Raw genomic sequence first — 17,488 nt, forward strand, 5'->3', positions numbered from 1 at the left:
ACTACGGATGTCAGTGCTGACACGCGCGGTGCCGCTCCTGCTCGTGCTGGCGCTGACCGCGTTCTCGCTCGGCGCCGCGGAAGCCGCGCCGGGCGAGACCGCGCCGTCCCAGGCTCAAGCGGCCACGCCGATCCCCTTCGGGTTCACGCTGGGGGACGCGCAGCAGCCGACCACGAGCCACGTGGCCAAGCTCGGTTCCGACATCGCCTTCCCTCCGGGCACCTTCGACGGCGCGCTGGGCGGCCTCACCAGCACCGTGCCGATCTCCGGCAAGCTCAGCATCCCGCCCACGAACGGCTACTTCGTCGCGTTCCGGTTCATGGCCACCACCGGCCGGGTCGAGATCATCCCCGACGGCGACGCCACCGGCACGGCCACCGTGAAGACCGGCAAGGACACCAACTGCAAGGCCACGCAGACGAACATCTGCGCCGACACCGACGTGACCGCAAAGGTGTTCATCAAGCTCTCAGACGCGAAAGTGGACGGTAAGACCCTCGACGTCGGCCCGAACTGCCGGACGGCACAGCCCGCATCGGTGAACATCAAGGCACTGGTGCCGATCTCGCTGCCGGCCCCGCCGGTGAAGGTGACCTCGACGTTCACCGCGCCGCCGTTCGCCGGGTGCGTCGGGCACGAGGACGTGAGCCGGTTGCTCACCGGCCTGGTTTCGGGGCCGGGCAACACGTTCGTCTCGAACCTCACGTTGCGGTGCTTCAGCAGCGGGTGCAAGGCATGACGATCCAGGTGCAGCAGCGGGCGGTCAACGGCCTGCGCGAATTCGGCCGCATGTGCGCGATGGGCCTCGACATCATCCTCGCGATGTTCCGCCGCCCGTACCAGGTCCGCGAGTTCATCCAGCAGTTCTGGTTCATCGCCAGCGTGTCCATCACGCCGGCGATCCTGGTCTCGATCCCGTTCGGCGCGGTGATCTCGCTGCAGCTCGGCTCGCTCACCAGCCAGATCGGCGCGCAGCAGTTCAACGGCGCGGCGAGCGTCCTGGCAGTCGTGCAGCAGGCCAGCCCGATCGTGACGACGCTGATCATCGCCGGCGCCGGCGGCAGCGCGATCTGCGCCGACCTCGGCGCGCGCAGCATCCGCGAGGAGATCGACGCGATGGAGGTGCTCGGCGTCTCGCCGATCCACCGGCTGATCGTGCCGCGGGTGCAGGCCGCCGTCGGCGTGTCCGTGCTGCTCAACGGGCTCGTCAGCGTGGTCGGCGTGCTCGGCGGCTACTTCTTCAACGTCATCATCCAGGGCGGCACGCCCGGCGCGTACCTGGCCAGCTTCAACGCCCTCGCCCAGCTGCCCGACCTCGTCGTCAGCTCGGTGAAGGCGGTGATCTTCGGCTACCTCGCCGGGGTGGTCGCCTCCTACCGCGGCCTCAACCCCAAGGGCGGGCCGAAGGGCGTCGGCGACGTCGTCAACCAGTCCGTCGTCATCACCTTCCTGCTGCTGTTCTTCGTCAACACCGTGCTGACCGCGCTGTACCTGCAGCTCGTCCCCGCGAAGGGAACCTGAGTGGCCATCCTCGGCAAACCCGGCGACCGGCTGTTCGACCTCGGCGACCAGCTGCTCTTCTACGTCCGCGCGATCGCGGCCGTCCCGCTCGCCGTGACGCGCTACTTCCGCGAAGTCGTCCGGCTGCTGGCCGAGGTGACGTTCGGCAGCGGCGCGCTCGCGGTGATCGGCGGCACCATCGGCGTGATGGTCGGGCTGTGCGTGTTCACCGGCGTCACCGTCGGCCTGCAGGGCTTCAGCGCGCTGAACCAGATCAACATCTCGGCGATGACGGGGTTCCTCACCGCGTACTTCAACACCCGCGAGATCGCGCCGCTCGTGGCCGGGCTCGCCCTGTCGTCCACAGTGGGCAGCGGGTTCACCGCCCAGCTCGGCGCGATGCGGATCTCCGAGGAGATCGATGCCCTGGAGGTGATGGCCGTGCGGAGCATGCCGTACCTGGTCACCACCCGGATCGTCGCCGGGTTCATCGCGATCGTCCCGCTGTACGTCATCGGGCTGCTGATCTCCTACCTCGGCTCGCGGCTCACCACGGTCGTCTTCTTCGGACAGTCCGGCGGCACCTACGACCACTACTTCACGTTGTTCCTGCCGCCCGGCGACGTGCTGTGGTCGTTCGGCAAGGTGCTCGTCTTCAGCGTCGGCGTGATCCTGACGCACTGCTTCTACGGCTACCGGGCCAGCGGCGGGCCGGCCGGGGTCGGCGTCGCGGTCGGCCGGGCCGTGCGGACCTCGATCGTGCTGATCAGCGTCCTCGACCTGTTCCTGTCCCTGGCCATCTGGGGCGCGACGACGACGGTGAAGGTGTCGGGATGAGCCGGTTCGGCACGCAGCTCGCCGGGGTCGCGTTCCTCGGCGTGCTCGTCCTGCTCGGCTACCTCGCGGTCGCCATCTACGACAAGGACTTCGACGACTCCGAGCTGGTGACGCTGCGCGCGGACCGGGTCGGCAACCAGCTCGCGCCGACCGCCGAGGTGAAGGTCAAGGGCGTCCCGTTCGGCGAGGTCCGGGCGGTGCGCAGCACGCGCACCGGCGCCGAGATCGACCTCGCGCTCGACCCGGCGAAGATCGGCCTGCTGCCCGGGAACGTCTCCGCGCGGCTCCTGCCGAAGACCGTGTTCGGCGAGCGGTACGTCAACCTCGTGCTGCCGGACCGTCCACAGGGGAGGCTCGCCGCGGGAGACGTCATCGGGCAGGACAAGTCCGCCAACGCGATCGAGCTGGAACGCGTGCTCGGCGACCTGCTGCCGCTGCTGCGCGCGGTCCAGCCGCAGAAACTGAACAGCTCGCTCGGCGCGATCTCGCAAGCCCTCGACAACCGTGGTCAGCCGATCGGCGACAGCATCGTCAAGCTGCAGGACCTCCTCGGCCAGGTGAACCCGCTGATGCCGCAGTTCAAGGCGGACATCACCGGGCTGGCCAACGCCGCCGACGTCTACACGACCGCGGCGCCGGACATCCTGCAGGCGCTGACCGACCTGTCGACGACCGCGAAAACCATTGTGGACACCCGCGCGGACCTCGACAGCCTGTACTCGAGCGTCACGAGCGCGACCGGGCACCTCAACGACTTCCTGCGCAAGAACAAGGACAACATCATCGGCGTCTCGGCGGCGAGCCGGCCGTCGCTGGAACTGCTGTCGCGGTACTCGCCCGAGTTCCCGTGCCTGTTCGACGCCGTCAACCGGCTCAAGCCGCTGATGGAGAAGGCCCTCGGCAAGGGGACGAACGAGCCGGGCCTGCACGTGACGCTCACCGTGCAGGACCCGCGCGAGAAGTACGTGCCCGGCCGCGACAACCCGCGTTACGACGCGACCGGCGGCCCGAAGTGCTACGGCGGCGGGTCCGCGTCTTCGGGCGCTACGGACGGCGACCTCGGCCCGGCCAACTCGCCGGGGGAACGGCAGCTCGTCGCCGAGATCCTGAAACCCGCGCTGGGGGACATGCCGGACTGGAGCAGTGTCCTCATCGGACCGGCGCTGCGCGGAACGGAGGTGAGCGTCCGATGAGGAGCGTGGTGGCTCCCGCGGTCAAGGGGCTGGTCTTCTTCCTGGTGACCGCCGTCGCGACCGGGATCCTCGCGATCACGATCGCCAACTCCAGCGTCGGCGCGACGATCGGGTACACGGCCCGGTTCACCGACGCGACCTCGGTCAACCCCGGCGACGAAGTCCGGATGGCCGGTGTCCGGATCGGCCAGGTCGACGACGTGAAGGTGGTCGACCACCGGCTCGCCGACGTCGGCTTCTCCGTCGACCGCGCGCACCGGCTGACGGCGTCGGCCGCGATCACCATCCGCTACCGCAACCTCGTCGGCCAGCGGTACCTCTCGGTCGACCCGGGCGCCACGGACACCTCGCCGACCCTCGCCGAAGGTGCGCAGATCCCGTTGGAGCGGACCAAACCGGCGCTCGACCTGACCGCGTTGTTCAACGGCTTCAAGCCGCTCTTCCAGGCGCTGTCACCGAACGACGTCAACCAGCTGTCGTTCGAGATCATCCAGGTGCTGCAGGGCGAAGGCAGCACGATCGAAAGCCTGCTCCAGCACACCGCCTCGCTGACGTCCACTTTGGCCGGCAAGGACGCCGTGATCGGCCAGGTCATCGGCAACCTCAACACCGTCCTCGACACCGTGAACGCCCAGGGCGACCAGTTCGACGCGCTCGTCGACACGACCGCGCAGCTCGTCACCGGCCTCGCCGCGGACGCCAAGCCGATCGGGCAGGCCATCGGCGGGCTCGGGGAGCTGACCACCGCCACCGCCGAGCTGCTGCAGCAAGGACGTCAGCCGCTCAAGGACAGCATCACCGCGCTCGGCGACCTGTCGAAGAACCTGGCCGACAACACCCCGGTGTTCCAGCAGTTCATCGACAACCTGCCGAAGAAGCTCGACCGGATCGGCACGCTCTTCTCCTACGGCTCGTGGGCGAACTTCTACCTGTGCGCGGTCGACTCCGACGCGAAGCCGGCGCCCGGCGGTCCGCCGCCCGGCATCCCCGTGACCGCTGCGAGGTGCCGGTGAAACCCCCTCGGATCAAGCCGTTCCGCAGCCGGAACCCGATCGTCGTGGGCGCGGTGACCGCGCTGGTCATGGCCCTGATCGGCGGTGCGACGTTCTTCTCGGACGACCTGCCGATCGTCGGCGGCGGCACGACCTACAAGGCCGAGTTCCACGAGGCCGCCGGGCTGAAGCCGAACGACGAGGTCCGCGTCGCCGGCGTGAAGGTCGGCGAGGTCACCGACGTGCGGCTGGCCGGCGACCACGTCGAGGTGCTGTTCCGGGTCAAGGACACCTGGATCGGCAACCGGACGACCGCGGCCATCAAGATCAAGACGCTGCTGGGCCAGAAGAACCTCGTCCTCGACCCGGTCGGCAACGGCGAGCTGAACCCCGGCCAGCCGATCCCGGCCGAGCGCACCAGCTCGCCCTACGACGTCACCGAGGTGTTCAACGACCTCGCGAGCACCGTCGGCGCGATCGACACGAACCAGCTCGCACAGGCGTTCCGGGTGCTGTCGGACACGCTCGGGGCTTCGGCGCCGCAGGACGTCCGGACGGCGTTCGACGGCATCGCCGCCCTGTCGCAAACGCTTGCGTCCCGGGACGACGAGCTGGTGAAGCTGTTCCAGAACACCAATCAGGTGTCGAAGACGCTCGGCGAACGCTCCGACCAGATCCAGGCGCTGATCCGCGACGGCAACACGCTGCTCACCGAGCTCAACGCCCGCAAGGACGCCATCGCACAGCTGTTCACCGGCATCAAGAACCTGTCGATCCAGCTGCGCGGGCTCGTCGCCGACAACCAGAAGACGCTCGGCCCGGCACTCGACCAGCTCGACCGCGTGGCGACCGTGCTGCAGCAGAACCAGGGCAAGCTCGAGGACAGCCTGCGCCTGGCCGGCCCGTTCTACCGGCTGCTCGGCAACGCCGTCGGCAACGGCCGGTGGATCGACACCTACATCTGCGGGCTCATCCCCACCGGCACCACGCCGGGCAGCTGCCTGCCACCCAAGAACGGGGGACGCTGATGGCCCACCAGCTCATCGACCTGGGAGCCCAGGCGCGCCGGCGCGCGAGAATGCGGGCTCTCACCCTCGGCGTGCTCCTCGCACTGGTGGTCTCGGCGGCCTGGCCGATTGCCACCGCGCCGGCCGAACGCACCTTGACCGCTTACTTCGCGGCCGCCGTCGGCATCTACCCGAACTCGGACGTCCGCGTCCTCGGCGTCGCCATCGGCTCGGTGTCCAAAGTGGAACCGAACGGCACCGACGTCAAGGTGACGATGACCCTGAAGCCCGACGTCCAGCTGCCGGCCGAAGCCGGCGCCGTCGTCATCACGCCCAGCCTGGTCGCCGACCGGTACGTGCAGATCACGCCCGTCTACCACGGCGGCCCGCAGCTGGCCGACGGCGCGTCGATCCCGCGAGAGCGCACCGCGACCCCGGTCGAGGTCGACGACCTCCTGCACAGCCTGAACCAGCTGATGACCGCACTGGGTCCGCAGGGCGCCAACCGGGACGGCGCGGTCAGCGAGGTGCTGACCAAGTCGGCCGAGTACCTGAACGGCAACGGGCAGACCATCGGCACGGCGATCAAGAACCTCGGCGAGTTCGCCCGCGCCGCGAGCGACTCCAAGGACGACCTCTTCGGCTCCGTCGACAACATCAGCAAGTTCACCGCGATGCTCGCCGCGAACGACGGGCAGGTCAAGCAGGCCATCTCGCAGATCGCTTCGCTCAGCAAGGTCCTGGCCGACCAGCGCGACCAGTTCTCCGGCGCGCTGACCGAGCTGACCCAGGCCCTGACCGTCGTGCAGGGGTTCATCAAGGACAACCGCGGCAAGGTCCAGTCCGATGTGGACAAGCTCGCCGACGTCACGAAGGTGCTCGTGAACCAGAAGGACTCCCTCGCCGAAGCGCTCAGCGCGGCCCCGAACGCGCTCACGAACCTGCTGGGCGCCTACGACCAGGCCAACGGCACCATCGACGGCCGCGGCAACCTCCTCGAGTTCGCGGAGCCGAAATGAAGTCCCTGGTCAAGCTGGCCGCGGTGGTGACGCTGGCGCTGGTCACCACCGGCTGCGGGCGCGGGGTAAGCGTCTACGACATCCCGCTGCCCGGCGGCGCCGCGCTCGGCGACCACCCGATCCACGTCACCGCGAGCTTCACCAACGTCCTCGACCTCGTGCCGCAGTCCGGGGTCAAGGTCAACGACGTCCCGGTCGGGCAGGTCGTCAAGGTCGAACTGGCGCCGGACGGGCACAGCGCCGTCGTGGACCTGCTGCTCAACGGCGACGTCGACCTGCCGGGCAACGCCGTCGCGCGGCTGCGGCAGGCCAGCATCCTCGGCGAGAAGTTCGTCGAGCTGGCCCCGCCGGACGACGCGACGCCGTCCGGCCGGCTCCTCGACGGCGCGGCCATCCCGCTGGACCGGTCGACCCTGACGCCGGAGATCGAGGAGGTCTTCGGCGCGTTGTCGCTGCTGCTCAACGGCGGTGGCGTCGCTCAGGTCCAGAACATCAGCCACCAGCTCAACGAGGCCCTCGGCGGTCGCGAAACCGCCGCGCGCAGCCTGCTGTCCAGTTTGGACGCCTTCGTGAAGGGCCTCGACGAGCACCGCACCGAGATCACCCGCGCGATCGAGAGCGTCAACAAGCTCGCGCAGACGTTGAACGCGCACACCGACCAGATCACCACGACACTCAACGGCCTGACTCCGGGCATCGGCGTCCTCAACCAGCAGCGGGAAGCGCTGGTCGGCATGCTCAAATCCCTCGACGGCCTCACTTCGGTCGCCGTCGACACGGTGAACCGCAGCAAGGACGACCTCGTCGCCGACTTGAAGGCCCTGGAACCGTTGTTGCGGCGGTTGGCCGACTCCGGCGACAAGCTGCCCAAGGCGATGGAGATGATCTTCACCTTCCCGTTCCCGGACGCCGCCCTCGACACGATCCGCGGCGACTACCTCAACGGGTTCCTGAAGGTGGGCCACTGATGCTGACCCGGTTCGTGCGCGTCCAGGTGACGATCTTCGTCGTCGTCGCGGTCCTCGGCGTCGCCTACGTCGGGGCCACCTACGCCGGGCTCGACAAGGTGTTCTTCGACCGCGGGTACACCGTGAAAGCCCAGTTCCCGACCGGTGGCGGCATCTTCACCAACGCCGAGGTCACCTATCGGGGCGTGCCGATCGGCCGCGTCGGCGAGCTGCGGCTGACCCCGGCCGGGATGGAAGCCGACCTCGAGATCGACTCCGGGACCGCGCCCGTCCCGGCCGACACCGAAGCCGTCGTCGCCGACCGCTCGGCCGTCGGCGAGCAGTACGTCGACCTGCGGCCGCGCACCGACGGCGGGCCGAAGCTGCACGACGGGTCCGTGATCACCCAAGCGGACACGAAGATCCCGCTGCCGGTCGACGTCGTCTTGTCGACAGTGGACTCGTTCGCCAACTCGGTGCCGAAGCCCGCGTTGCGCACGGTCGTCGACGAGCTGTACAACGCGACGACCGACGCCGGCCCGGCGCTGGACCAGCTCGTCGGCCGCGGCATCGAGTTCGTGCAGGCCGCGAGCGCTCAGGTTGCGCCGCTGACCAGGTTCGTCACCGACGCGCACACGGTGCTCGACACGCAGGTGCAGCAGGCCGACGCGATCCGCGAGTTCGGCGTGAACGCGAAGCTGCTCGCGTCGACGCTGAAGCAGTCCGACGGCGACCTGCGCACGCTCATCCCGGCCGTGCCCGCCGCGGCGAACGAGGTCGGCGCGCTCATCCGCGACTCCGGACCCCAGCTGGGCGTACTGCTGGCCAACCTGCTGACCACGGCGGACATCCTCGAAGCCCGCCAGGACGGGCTGCGGCAGCTGCTGATCACCGCGCCGCAGGCGGTCGCCGCGGGCAGCGCCGTGATCCGGCCGGACGGTGCGCACTTCGGGCTGTCGCTGACGTTCTTCGACCCGCCGCCGTGCACCACCGGGTACCCGACGCCGTACCGCAACGGCCTCGACACGTCGACCCGCCCGCTGAACACGGCCGCGCGGTGCGCGCTGCCGAAGGGGAATCCGACGAACGTGCGGGGTTCGCAGAACGCACCGGGAGGACGGCCGTGAGGATTGTCGTGTGGGTGCTGGCGGTCCTGGCGACCGCCGCGTCCGGGTGGTCGGGGTACGCCTGGTGGCAGGCGGCGCACGACGACGGCGTCGCACGCGCGGTCGTCCGCGAGGACGCGCTCGCGGCGGGCCGGGCGGCCGTCGCCGGACTGACCACTTTGGACTACCGGCAGGCGGCGCCCGGCTACCAGCACTGGCTGGACCTTTCGGGTGGCGCGCTGCACGACGAGCTGGCCGCCGATCGGCAAGGCAGTCTCGACCGGATCGCGCAGGCGAAGACCGTCACCACCGGAAAGGTGACCGACGCGGCGGTGACCGAAGTGGACACCGGCGCGGGGACGGCGAAGCTGATCGCGTCGGTCGAGCTGGTGGTGGCGCCCGAAGGCGGCGACGCCGTGACGAAACGCAACCGGTTCCAGGCCGACCTGACGCGCGGGCCCGACGGCTGGCGGGTCACCGGGCTGGGCCAGGTCCCGACGGGGGAGACGCCATGACCGTGCCGACGAAGAAGCGAACGGTGAAGGTCGCCGGGCGGCACCACGAACCCGCGCCGGAGCCCGAAACGCCGGTTGTGGAACCGCGCCGCCGAGTGCCGTGGGTGGTCGTCGCGCTCGCCGTCGTGATGGCCGGGCTGGCGGTGTGGTTCACGCTCGAAGCGCGGAGCACGAACGCCGTCGTCGCGCACAACACCGCGCTTTCCGACGTCGCGGGCACGGCGGAAGCCGGCAAGCAGATCAGCGCCGCGCTCGGCACGCTGTTCTCCTACCGCTACGACGACCCGGCCAAGAACGAGCAGGCGGCGAAGGACCTCCTCGCCGGTCCCGCGCTCGCGCAGTACGACCAGCTCTTCGGCCAGGTCCGCAAGCTGGCCGCGGACCAGAAGCTCGTGGTGACGTCGACCGCCGTCGCGTCCGGCGTGAAGCTGCTCGACGGCGACCGCGCGGCGCTGCTGGTGTTCCTCGACCAGACCGGCACCCGCGGCGACGGGCAGCGGAGCACCGGGGCGGCCCAGCTGAGCGTCACGGCCGAGCGCGTGGCCGGGAAGTGGCGCGTCACCGGGATGTCCGCCGCGTGATTGTCACGTTGACAACAGGCGTTGCCCGCGTCGCAGTGAACGGAATGACAAAGTATTTCCGCGCATTCCCGGTTCGTTGACACGGATTCAACGCGGGAAATACGGTGAATCACCGATCCGCCGCGAGAAATGCGCGAGGAATCCATGCTCACGAGTTCTGAACGGGTCTTCGGTGGCCGCGTCGCCGAAGCCGGGGCCACGACGCTTTCCACCCTGCTGGCCGGCCGGGCCGCGGTGGCGGGCGACGAGCCGGCGCTGACGTGGCTCGGGACCACGTGGACGTGGGCGGCGCTGAACCGCCGCGTGACCGCCGTCGCGGCGGCGTTGCGCCAGGTCACCGAACCGCGGCAGCGGGCCGCGATCCTCGTCGCGCGGCCCGTGGACCACGTCGTCGCGTTCCTCGGCGCGATCCGGGCCGGTCTCGTCGCGATCCCCCTGGCCGCCGGGAACCGGGCGGCCTTCGCCGACGCCGAACCTTCGATCGTGCTGGCGACGGCGGACACCGTGGCCGCCACCCGGCGATTCCTTTCCGGTTTGGACACCTGCGGGCACCGCGTGCTGGCCGTCGATATCGTCGAAGAAGCGGGCGAATTCACCGAAGATCCGGTGGCCGCGGAAGACGTCGCGTATCTGCAGTACCCGGCCGGTGTGCTGGTCACGCACGCGAACATCCTGGCCAACGCGCGGCAGGTGGCCGGCGTGCTCCCGGGCCGGACGATCGCGAGCTGGCTGCCGCCGTGTGATCCGCTCGGGTTGCTGCTCGCGGTCGCGCTGCCGGTCACCACCGGACGGCCCGTGGTGCTCTTCGACCGGCGGGAGCCGCTTTCCTCCTTGCCGCTCGACGCCGGCACGTTGGCGAGTGCCGCCGATCCGGACCTGGCGCGGTTCCGGGAGGCGTTCGCCGCGGGCGCGGTGCGGGTGTGCCACGTCCTGGCCGAAGCGACGGCAGTGGTCAGCGTCGAGGGAACGCCCGCGGGGCAGCGGATCGCGATCGTCGACTCCGGCGGCCGGCGGCGACCCCGGGGGGAGGTCGGCGAGATCTGGGTGAGCGGCCCGAACGTCGGCCGCGGCTATTGGAACCGGCCGGAGGAGTCCGCGCGCGTCTTCTGCGCCCTGCTCGCCGAGGACGACGAGCCGCGGTGGTGGTTGCGGACCGGGGACCTTGGGTTCCTGGCCGAGTCGGGCGCGCTTTCGGTGCTCGGCCGGGTCGTCGGCGGGCACGACCCCCGGGACCTCGAAGGAACGGTGCGGGGGGCGCATGCGGCGGTGCGCGCGGCGGCCGCGTTCGGTGGGGAGCGGGTGGTGGTCGTCGTCGAACTGCGGCCGGGGGAGGTGCCGCCGCGCGGGGAGGTCGAGCGGGCCGTGCGGGCCGCGTTGTCGGCCGGGCACGGGCTGACGCCGCGAAGGGTCGTCGTGCTGCCCTCGGGCGCGGCGCTCGGTGGCCTGCGGTGAACGACCCCGACGAGCTGCGGCGGTGGCTCACCGAGCGGATCGCCGCGCTGGCCGGCCTCACGCCGGAGCTGGTCGACGCGGGGGTACCGCTGGCCGAGCTGGGACTGTCGTCGCGGGACGCGGCGACGATCGCGGCCGAGCTGGGGGAGCTGCTCGGCCGCGAACCGGACTTGGGGCTGCTGGGGAGGTACCCGTCGATCACGGCGTTGGTGGCGGCGCTCGACGTCCGGCCGCGGCCCCGGGCGGGCGAACCGGTGGCGGTGCTCGGCATCGGGTGCCGGCTGCCGGGGATCGAGTCGCCCGAGGGGTACTGGCGGGCGTTGAATTCGGGTGCGGTCGTGCCCGGCGCTTCGCACGCGGAGTTCGACCCGGCGTTCTTCGGCATCGACGTGGCCGAGGCGGCGGAGCTGGACCCGCGGGAGCGCCTGTTGCTGGAGACGACGTGGGCGGCGTTCGAGCACGCGGGCCTGGCACCGGGCACACTGCGCGGCAGCCGGACGGGGGTGTTCGCGGGGGTTTCGGCCGGGGCGTCGGCGATCGCGAGCGGGGTGTCGGACTGGTTCGACTTGCGCGGTCCGAGTGTTTCGGTGGACGCGGAGGGATCGGCCTCGTTGACGGCGGTCCATCAGGCGGTGCGCGCTTTGGCGGCGGGGGAAGCCGAGGTGATGGTCGCCGCCGGGGTGGCGGGGCTGGTGGCCGGGGTGGTAGTGCTGAAGCGCTTGGCCGATGCCCGCCGTGACGGTGACCGGGTGCTGGCGGTGATCCGCGGCAGCGCGGTCGGTGCGGCCGGTCGGGCGGGTGGCTTGCCGGCGCAGGTCCTGGCTGACGCGCATGCGGTGGCGGGTTCGGATCCGGCCACTGTGGACTATGTCGAGACGCAGGGGTCGCTGGTGGAGGGCCAGGCGCTGGAGGTGGTGCTCGGCCGCAACCGGGACGGTCGCCGGCCGCTGTTGTTCGGTTCGCCGGGATTCGGTGATTTCGATGAGGTGGCGGGGATTCTCGGGTTGATCAAGGTGGTGCTCGCGTTGTGGCACAACCGGATCCCGCCCTCGTCGGGCCTCGCCGGGCCGAGCCCGGCTCGGCTGTCGGGGGCGGGCGAGCCGGCGGACCGGTCTGCGCGCCCGGACCTCGCTCGGCTTTCCGGTGCGGCTGAGCCGGCGGGTCGGCCCGCGCCGCCGGACCCGCAGTCCGGGCGGCAGTCGCCGGCGCGGCGGTCCGGCACGCCTCGGTTGTCCCTGGTGGACAGCCCCACTGACTGGCCGCGCTATGGCGGGACCGCTCGCGCCGGGGTCTCGGCCTTCGGGCGGGCCGGTGCGCACGTCGTTCTCGAAGAATGGCCGAAACCCCTCATCCCCGCCGCGCCGGGCTCACGCTGGAGTGGGCGGCCGCAGATCTTCGCCTTGTCCGCCCACTCGGAATCTGCCCTTCGCCGCCGGGCCGGTGACCTCGCCGACTGGCTTGCCGGGCCGGGCCGGTCCACCGCGCCCGGTGATCTTGCTGCCGCACTCGGCCGGCGGCGGGAGCACCTGCCTCTGCGGGCCGCCGTTGTCACCTCGTCCCGGGCCGCCCTCCTCGACGGCCTGCGGGCCCTCGCCGAGGGGCGGACTACCGCCGATCTGGTACGGGGCACCGCCGGGCGCGAACTCCCGCGGCCGGTCTTCGTCTTCTCCGGTGCCGGGTCGCAGTGGCCCGCGATGGGGCGGCGCATGCTCGGGGCCGAGCCTGAATTCCGGGCCGCCGTTGCCGCTCTCGAGCCGGTCTTCCTCGCCAAAGCCGGGTTTTCGCTGCGAGGTGCGCTGCGCCGGCCGCTCGGCGACCCCGCCGTCGTGGCGCCGCTCGTGTTCGGCACTCAGGTCGCCCTCGCGAACTGGTGGCGGGCCCACGGTGTCGAGCCCGCCGCCGTGCTCGGGCACTCGACCGGTGAGGTCGCCGCGGCTGTTGTCGCCGGGGCGCTCGATGTCGGGGACGGTCTCGACGTCGTCGTCACCGCCGCGAATCTCCTCGCGGAACTTCCGCCGAGCGCGATGGCCGTCGTCGAGCTGCCGGGCGATGAGGTGCACGAGCCGGGCCTCACCGTTGTCGAGTACACCTCGCCGACGCAGTGCACCGTCGCCGGCCGCGAGGAGCACATCGCCGCCCTCGTGTCCCGGGTGGACGGTCTCGGCCGGCTCGCGCGACGGCTCGACGGCACCGGGCACACGGCCGCCGTCGAGCCGGTTCTCGGCCGGTTCCGCGCCGCGCTCGGGCACCTGCGGCCCCGGCCGCCGGTGACCACTTGCTATTCCAGCGCGGTGGAAAGCCCGGTGTTCGATGTGGACCACTGGGTCGCTACCCTCCGGCGGCCGGTCCGGTTCACCCAGGCGGTCGCCGCCGCCGTCGCCGACGGGCACCGCTGGTTCGCCGAGATCTCGCCGCACCCCATCGCCTTGCCCGCTGTCGAGCAGACCGCCGCCGGTGTGCGGACGCTGGCCAGCCTGAGCCGCCGCGACGGTGAAGAAAACGCTTTCGCGCGCTCGCTCGCCGAACTCCACACCGCCGGCCACCCGGCGGTGCTCGATCGCCGCTACCCGGAGGCACCCGTGCTCGACCTGCCCCCGCCGCCGTGGGACCACCGCACGTTCCGCCTGCCACGGCGGCCTGCGGACCACCCGCTGCTCGGCACCCGTGTCGAGGTTCCGGGCGAGGACCGGCACCTCTGGCAGGCGACGATCGCCCCGGACGCCCCCGCCTGGCTGGGCGAACACCGCACGCACGACGTCCCGGTGTTCCCGGCGACCGGATTCCTCGAGCTGTTCCTGGCTGGCGCGCGGGAGCTGTTCGGCACCCGCCGCGTCCGCGTCGACGGCCTCGAGGTGCACCGGGTGCTCGCGGTGACCGGGGAGACGTTGCTCAGCACGGAAATCCGCGTCGACGGCACCGCCGTGGTGCGGGCGAAAGCGGGCGCGGGCTGGGTGCGGCACGCGACCGCGTGGGTTGCGGCCGACACCGATCCGGCGCCGACCCCGCTGTCCGAAGTGGACAGGACGGTGAACCCCTCGCCGCCGGGGTACGCCTTGCACCCGGTTCTCGCCGGCGCCTGCCTGGGGCCCGGCGAGCCCGCCGGGTTCGGCCGGGTCCGGCTGCTCGGCGACCCGGGCCGAGGCGTCCGGTGCCGCAAAGACGGAACCGGAGCGGTCCAGCTCGTCACCGAAGACGGCGAGGTCGTCGCCGACTTCGCCGACGTCCGCTTCCGGGCACCCGGCGACGTGCCGCTCGCCGCCCGCGCCTTCGGGACGACGTGGCCGGAAGCGCCGCTGACCGGGCCGGGCGAACCGGGTTCGTGGCTGCTGCTGACGGACGAGCACCCGGCCGCCCTGGGCCGGGCCGTCGGCCTCGCTCTCGCGCTGGCCGCGGCCGGCGACGAGGCGCTTTCCCTGCCGCAGGACGACCTCGACGAGCTGCCGGGCTTCCTCACCGAACGGCCGGTGCGCGGCGTCGTCTTCCTCGCCGGCGCGCCGCACGCCTACCACGACCCCGAGGACGCCCGGGACCTGCTGCACACCGTCCGCTCGGTGGTCGCGCGCCTCGGCCCGGACGTCCGGTTCCACCTCGTCACGCAGTCCAGCGGCGAGCCGGGGCTCGTGTTCCTGCGGGGGCTCGTGCGCGTGCTCGCCTTCGACCGGCCGGAACTACGGGCGACGCTCGTCGACTGCGACGCCCGGTCCGATGTGGACTGTCTCGCACGCGAGCTGCGTTCGGACGCCCCCGACGACGAAGTACGCTGGCGCCACGACGTCCGGTACGCGGCGCGGCTGACCCGCGTCCCGCTCGTCGACGGTGGGGCGATCGGACCGGGCGCCTACGTGGTCACCGGCGGGTTCGGCGCGCTGGGCTCGGCCACCGCGCGCTGGCTGGCGAGCGGTGGGGCGACCCGCATAGTCCTCTGTGGACTCGACGAGATCGAACTCCCCGGGGTGGACGTCGTGGTCGTCGACGGCGACATCGCGGCGCCCGGCGTCGCGGAACGGCTCGTCGCGGCGGCCACCGAGGACGGTTTGCCACTGCGGGGAATCGTGCACGCGGCGAGCGCGCCCGGCGACGACGTCGCGGCCGTGTGGCGCCCGAAGGTGCTCGGGGCGCGGCGACTGCACGAAGCGACCGCCGACGCGCCACCGGACTGGTGGCTGACGTACGCCTCGACCGCGGCGCTGTTCGGCGAGCCCGGCCGCACGGCCCACGCGACGGCGGACGCGTGGCTGGACGCGTTCGCGACCTGGCGCCGCTCGCGCGGCCTGCCCACGACGACGGTGCACTGGGGCGCGCTGCCGGAAGCCGTCGAAGCCCTGCCGGCCGTGCTGGCGGCCGACCGGCCGTCGGTCGGGATCGCGCGACCGGACGCGAGCCGCGACTTCGTCCGGCGGCCGTACTTCCCCGCCGGCGCTCCCGCGGCCGCCACGCCGCGCGACCGGCTCACGGCCGTCGTCGCGGAAATTCTCGGCCGCGAGGTAACGCCGGACGTGCCGCTGGTCGAGCTGGGCCTGGACTCCCTGACGGCGATGCGCGCGCGGGCCGCGGTCGAGCGGGAGTTCGGCGTCGCGCTGCCGGTACCGCTGCTGCTGGGCGGGGCGCGCCTCGACGACCTCGCCGGCTACGTGACGGGCACGCCGGTCCCCGTACGGGCCCGGCGCTCGGGCACACCGCTGGTGCTGTTCGGCGACCCCGAGGTGTACCGGCCGCTCCTCGACTACCTCGAGGACGTGCCGTGCCACGTCCTCGACGTGTCCGATGTGGACGCCGGCGTCGAGAAGCTGCGGGAGGTGCGGCCGGCCGGGCCGTACCGGCTGGGCGGCTGGGCGAGCGGCGGCGTGCTGGCCTTCGAAACCGCACGACGGCTGACCGCACTGGGCGATCAGGTCGACGTCGTGGTGCTGTTCGAGGCCGAAGCCCCACAACCGGCCGAGCCGTACGCGGGCCGGGTCGTGCTCTACCTGACGGCGGCCGCGGCCGCGGCCGGTTGGGCGGCCTGCTGCCCGGACCTGCACGTGGAGGTGGTGCCGGGAGACCACCGGTCGATGCTGGAGCCGCCGCACGTCAGCCACCTCGCCGCCGAACTGGCCGGCCGCACCAGCCCGGGCATCACGCCGGTCTAGGTCAGCGTCGCGCGCAAAGCGAGGATCATCTCGAAGCGGTCGTCCGGGTCCCGCAGGTGGTCGGCGAACAACGCCTCCAGCTCCTGGGCGCGGGCGCGGACCGTCTGCGGGTGGATCGCCAGCCGGTCCGCCACCTCGCGGACGTTGCCGCACGTCTCCAGCCACGCCAGCAACGTCCCCGCCAGCCGGTTGTACTGCTTCGGGTTCAACGCCGTCAGCGGCGCCAGCCGGCGCCGGGACACCTCCGTCGCCAGGAACGGTTCCTTGCGCAGCCACAGCGTCGCCAGGTGGTCTTCGCACCAGGTCAGCGGCTCGTCCGGCAGGACGTCGGGGATCAGCCGCAACGCCTCCTGCGCCGTCGCCAGCGAGCGGCCCGCCTGCCGCGGCGGCACCGGCGGGCCGACGGCGGCCCGGTGCCCCGACAGCGCGGCCGTCAACGCGGCACGGTCCGACGGCGCCGGCAGGAGAAGCCGCGGTGTCCCGTCTTCGAAGTCCTCCAGCGCGCCCAATCCGGCGACGTCCGCGGGTCCGTCCAGCGCCACCGCGACCAGCCGGTGCGGCAACGGCCAGTCCGCCGCCGTCGCCGCTTCCTGGACCGTCCGCGACGGTGACGGCGGGTCCGCGAGCAGCAGGTCCAGCAGGCGGCGACGCCGTCGTTCGAGCGCGCCGGCGGCCCGGGCCTGCGCCGCCGCGTGCCCTTCGATCGACAGCGCCGACAGCTCGTCGATGTAGGCGAAGATCGCTTCGGCGAGCAGGCACAGCGTCGCCGACGGGACGCCCGCCCGCGTCCCCACCTCGGCCATCCGCCGCCACGTGACGCGCGCCCCGACCCGGTAGGCCGCCTGCAGGACGTCGAGGTTGCGGCCCTGCGCGAGCTCGTGCACCCCGAGCCCGACGAACACCTTCCGCCGCGAGTCCGGGATCGGCCCGGACGCGGCGATCCGGTCGATGAACTGCAGGATCGCCGCCTGCACGCCCGCCCGCAGCGCCTTGCCGAAGGCGCCGTCGAGCGGCCGGGCGTAGTCCGGGATGGTCCGCTGGATCTCGCGCAGCACCTCGTCGGCGACGTCGAGCAGGCGCGGCCGGAACACCGCGGCCAGCTCGCGGGGGAGCATGGCCCACAGCTGTCCCGGCCGGCCGTCGCCGCCGAGCATCGGCCCGTACGTCGTTTCGCCGGACGGTCCCGTCATGGCCCACCTCGTCGTTGAAG

Annotated in this window: 14 protein-coding genes; 13 read left to right on the forward strand and 1 reads right to left on the reverse strand. The window is 72.1% G+C overall.

Annotated elements, in window-relative coordinates; all coding sequences use genetic code 11:
• Nucleotides 1-7 precede the first annotated feature (7 nt).
• The 13 genes from ACERZO_RS10205 (at nt 8) to ACERZO_RS10265 (ending at nt 16,278) form a co-directional block, all read left to right on the forward strand.
• Complete coding sequence (locus ACERZO_RS10205) at nt 8-739, forward strand: hypothetical protein (RefSeq protein ID WP_372664286.1); 732 nt, start codon at nt 8-10, stop codon at nt 737-739.
• On the forward strand, nt 736-1,521 hold the full coding sequence (locus tag ACERZO_RS10210; RefSeq protein WP_372664287.1) for an MlaE family ABC transporter permease: 786 nt from the start codon (nt 736-738) through the stop codon (nt 1,519-1,521). Before ACERZO_RS10205 ends, ACERZO_RS10210 begins: the two co-directional genes overlap by 4 nt.
• Nucleotides 1,522-2,337: an MlaE family ABC transporter permease gene (locus ACERZO_RS10215; RefSeq protein ID WP_372664288.1), complete on the forward strand. Its 816-nt coding sequence runs from the start codon at nt 1,522-1,524 to the stop codon at nt 2,335-2,337.
• Nucleotides 2,334-3,530 carry an MCE family protein gene (locus ACERZO_RS10220; RefSeq protein WP_372664289.1) on the forward strand — a complete coding sequence of 399 codons (1,197 nt, stop codon included), beginning with the start codon at nt 2,334-2,336 and terminating at the stop codon, nt 3,528-3,530. The genes ACERZO_RS10215 and ACERZO_RS10220 overlap by 4 nt, the downstream gene beginning before the upstream one ends.
• Nucleotides 3,527-4,543 carry an MCE family protein gene (locus ACERZO_RS10225; RefSeq protein WP_372664290.1) on the forward strand — a complete coding sequence of 339 codons (1,017 nt, stop codon included), beginning with the start codon at nt 3,527-3,529 and terminating at the stop codon, nt 4,541-4,543. Before ACERZO_RS10220 ends, ACERZO_RS10225 begins: the two co-directional genes overlap by 4 nt.
• A complete protein-coding gene (locus ACERZO_RS10230) occupies nt 4,540-5,550 on the forward strand; it encodes an MCE family protein (RefSeq protein ID WP_372664291.1) in 1,011 nt (336 codons plus the stop codon). The genes ACERZO_RS10225 and ACERZO_RS10230 overlap by 4 nt, the downstream gene beginning before the upstream one ends.
• Nucleotides 5,550-6,548, forward strand: a complete 999-nt coding sequence (locus tag ACERZO_RS10235) for an MCE family protein (RefSeq protein ID WP_372664292.1) — start codon at nt 5,550-5,552, stop codon at nt 6,546-6,548. The genes ACERZO_RS10230 and ACERZO_RS10235 overlap by 1 nt, the downstream gene beginning before the upstream one ends.
• Entirely contained in the window at nt 6,545-7,516 is a 972-nt protein-coding gene (locus tag ACERZO_RS10240) for an MCE family protein (protein ID WP_372664293.1), read from the forward strand. Before ACERZO_RS10235 ends, ACERZO_RS10240 begins: the two co-directional genes overlap by 4 nt.
• Nucleotides 7,516-8,622, forward strand: a complete 1,107-nt coding sequence (locus ACERZO_RS10245; RefSeq protein ID WP_372664294.1) for an MlaD family protein — start codon at nt 7,516-7,518, stop codon at nt 8,620-8,622. The genes ACERZO_RS10240 and ACERZO_RS10245 overlap by 1 nt, the downstream gene beginning before the upstream one ends.
• Entirely contained in the window at nt 8,619-9,116 is a 498-nt protein-coding gene (locus tag ACERZO_RS10250; RefSeq protein WP_372664295.1) for a hypothetical protein, read from the forward strand. Before ACERZO_RS10245 ends, ACERZO_RS10250 begins: the two co-directional genes overlap by 4 nt.
• Nucleotides 9,113-9,697 (forward strand): hypothetical protein, encoded by a 585-nt coding sequence (locus tag ACERZO_RS10255; RefSeq protein ID WP_372664296.1) that lies wholly within the window; start codon nt 9,113-9,115, stop codon nt 9,695-9,697. Before ACERZO_RS10250 ends, ACERZO_RS10255 begins: the two co-directional genes overlap by 4 nt.
• A gap of 144 nt (nt 9,698-9,841) precedes the next feature.
• Nucleotides 9,842-11,149 carry an AMP-binding protein gene (locus ACERZO_RS10260; protein WP_372664297.1) on the forward strand — a complete coding sequence of 436 codons (1,308 nt, stop codon included), beginning with the start codon at nt 9,842-9,844 and terminating at the stop codon, nt 11,147-11,149.
• Nucleotides 11,146-16,278 (forward strand): acyltransferase domain-containing protein, encoded by a 5,133-nt coding sequence (locus ACERZO_RS10265; protein ID WP_372664298.1) that lies wholly within the window; start codon nt 11,146-11,148, stop codon nt 16,276-16,278. Before ACERZO_RS10260 ends, ACERZO_RS10265 begins: the two co-directional genes overlap by 4 nt.
• Here the strand turns inward: ACERZO_RS10265 and ACERZO_RS10270 are convergent.
• Nucleotides 16,275-17,468 (reverse strand): PucR family transcriptional regulator, encoded by a 1,194-nt coding sequence (locus ACERZO_RS10270; RefSeq protein ID WP_372664299.1) that lies wholly within the window; start codon nt 17,466-17,468, stop codon nt 16,275-16,277. The two genes, ACERZO_RS10265 and ACERZO_RS10270, sit on opposite strands and share 4 nt — an antisense overlap.
• Nucleotides 17,469-17,488 lie beyond the last annotated feature (20 nt).

The organism is Amycolatopsis kentuckyensis (assembly GCF_041679295.1).
Taxonomy (GTDB): domain Bacteria; phylum Actinomycetota; class Actinomycetes; order Mycobacteriales; family Pseudonocardiaceae; genus Amycolatopsis; species Amycolatopsis kentuckyensis_A.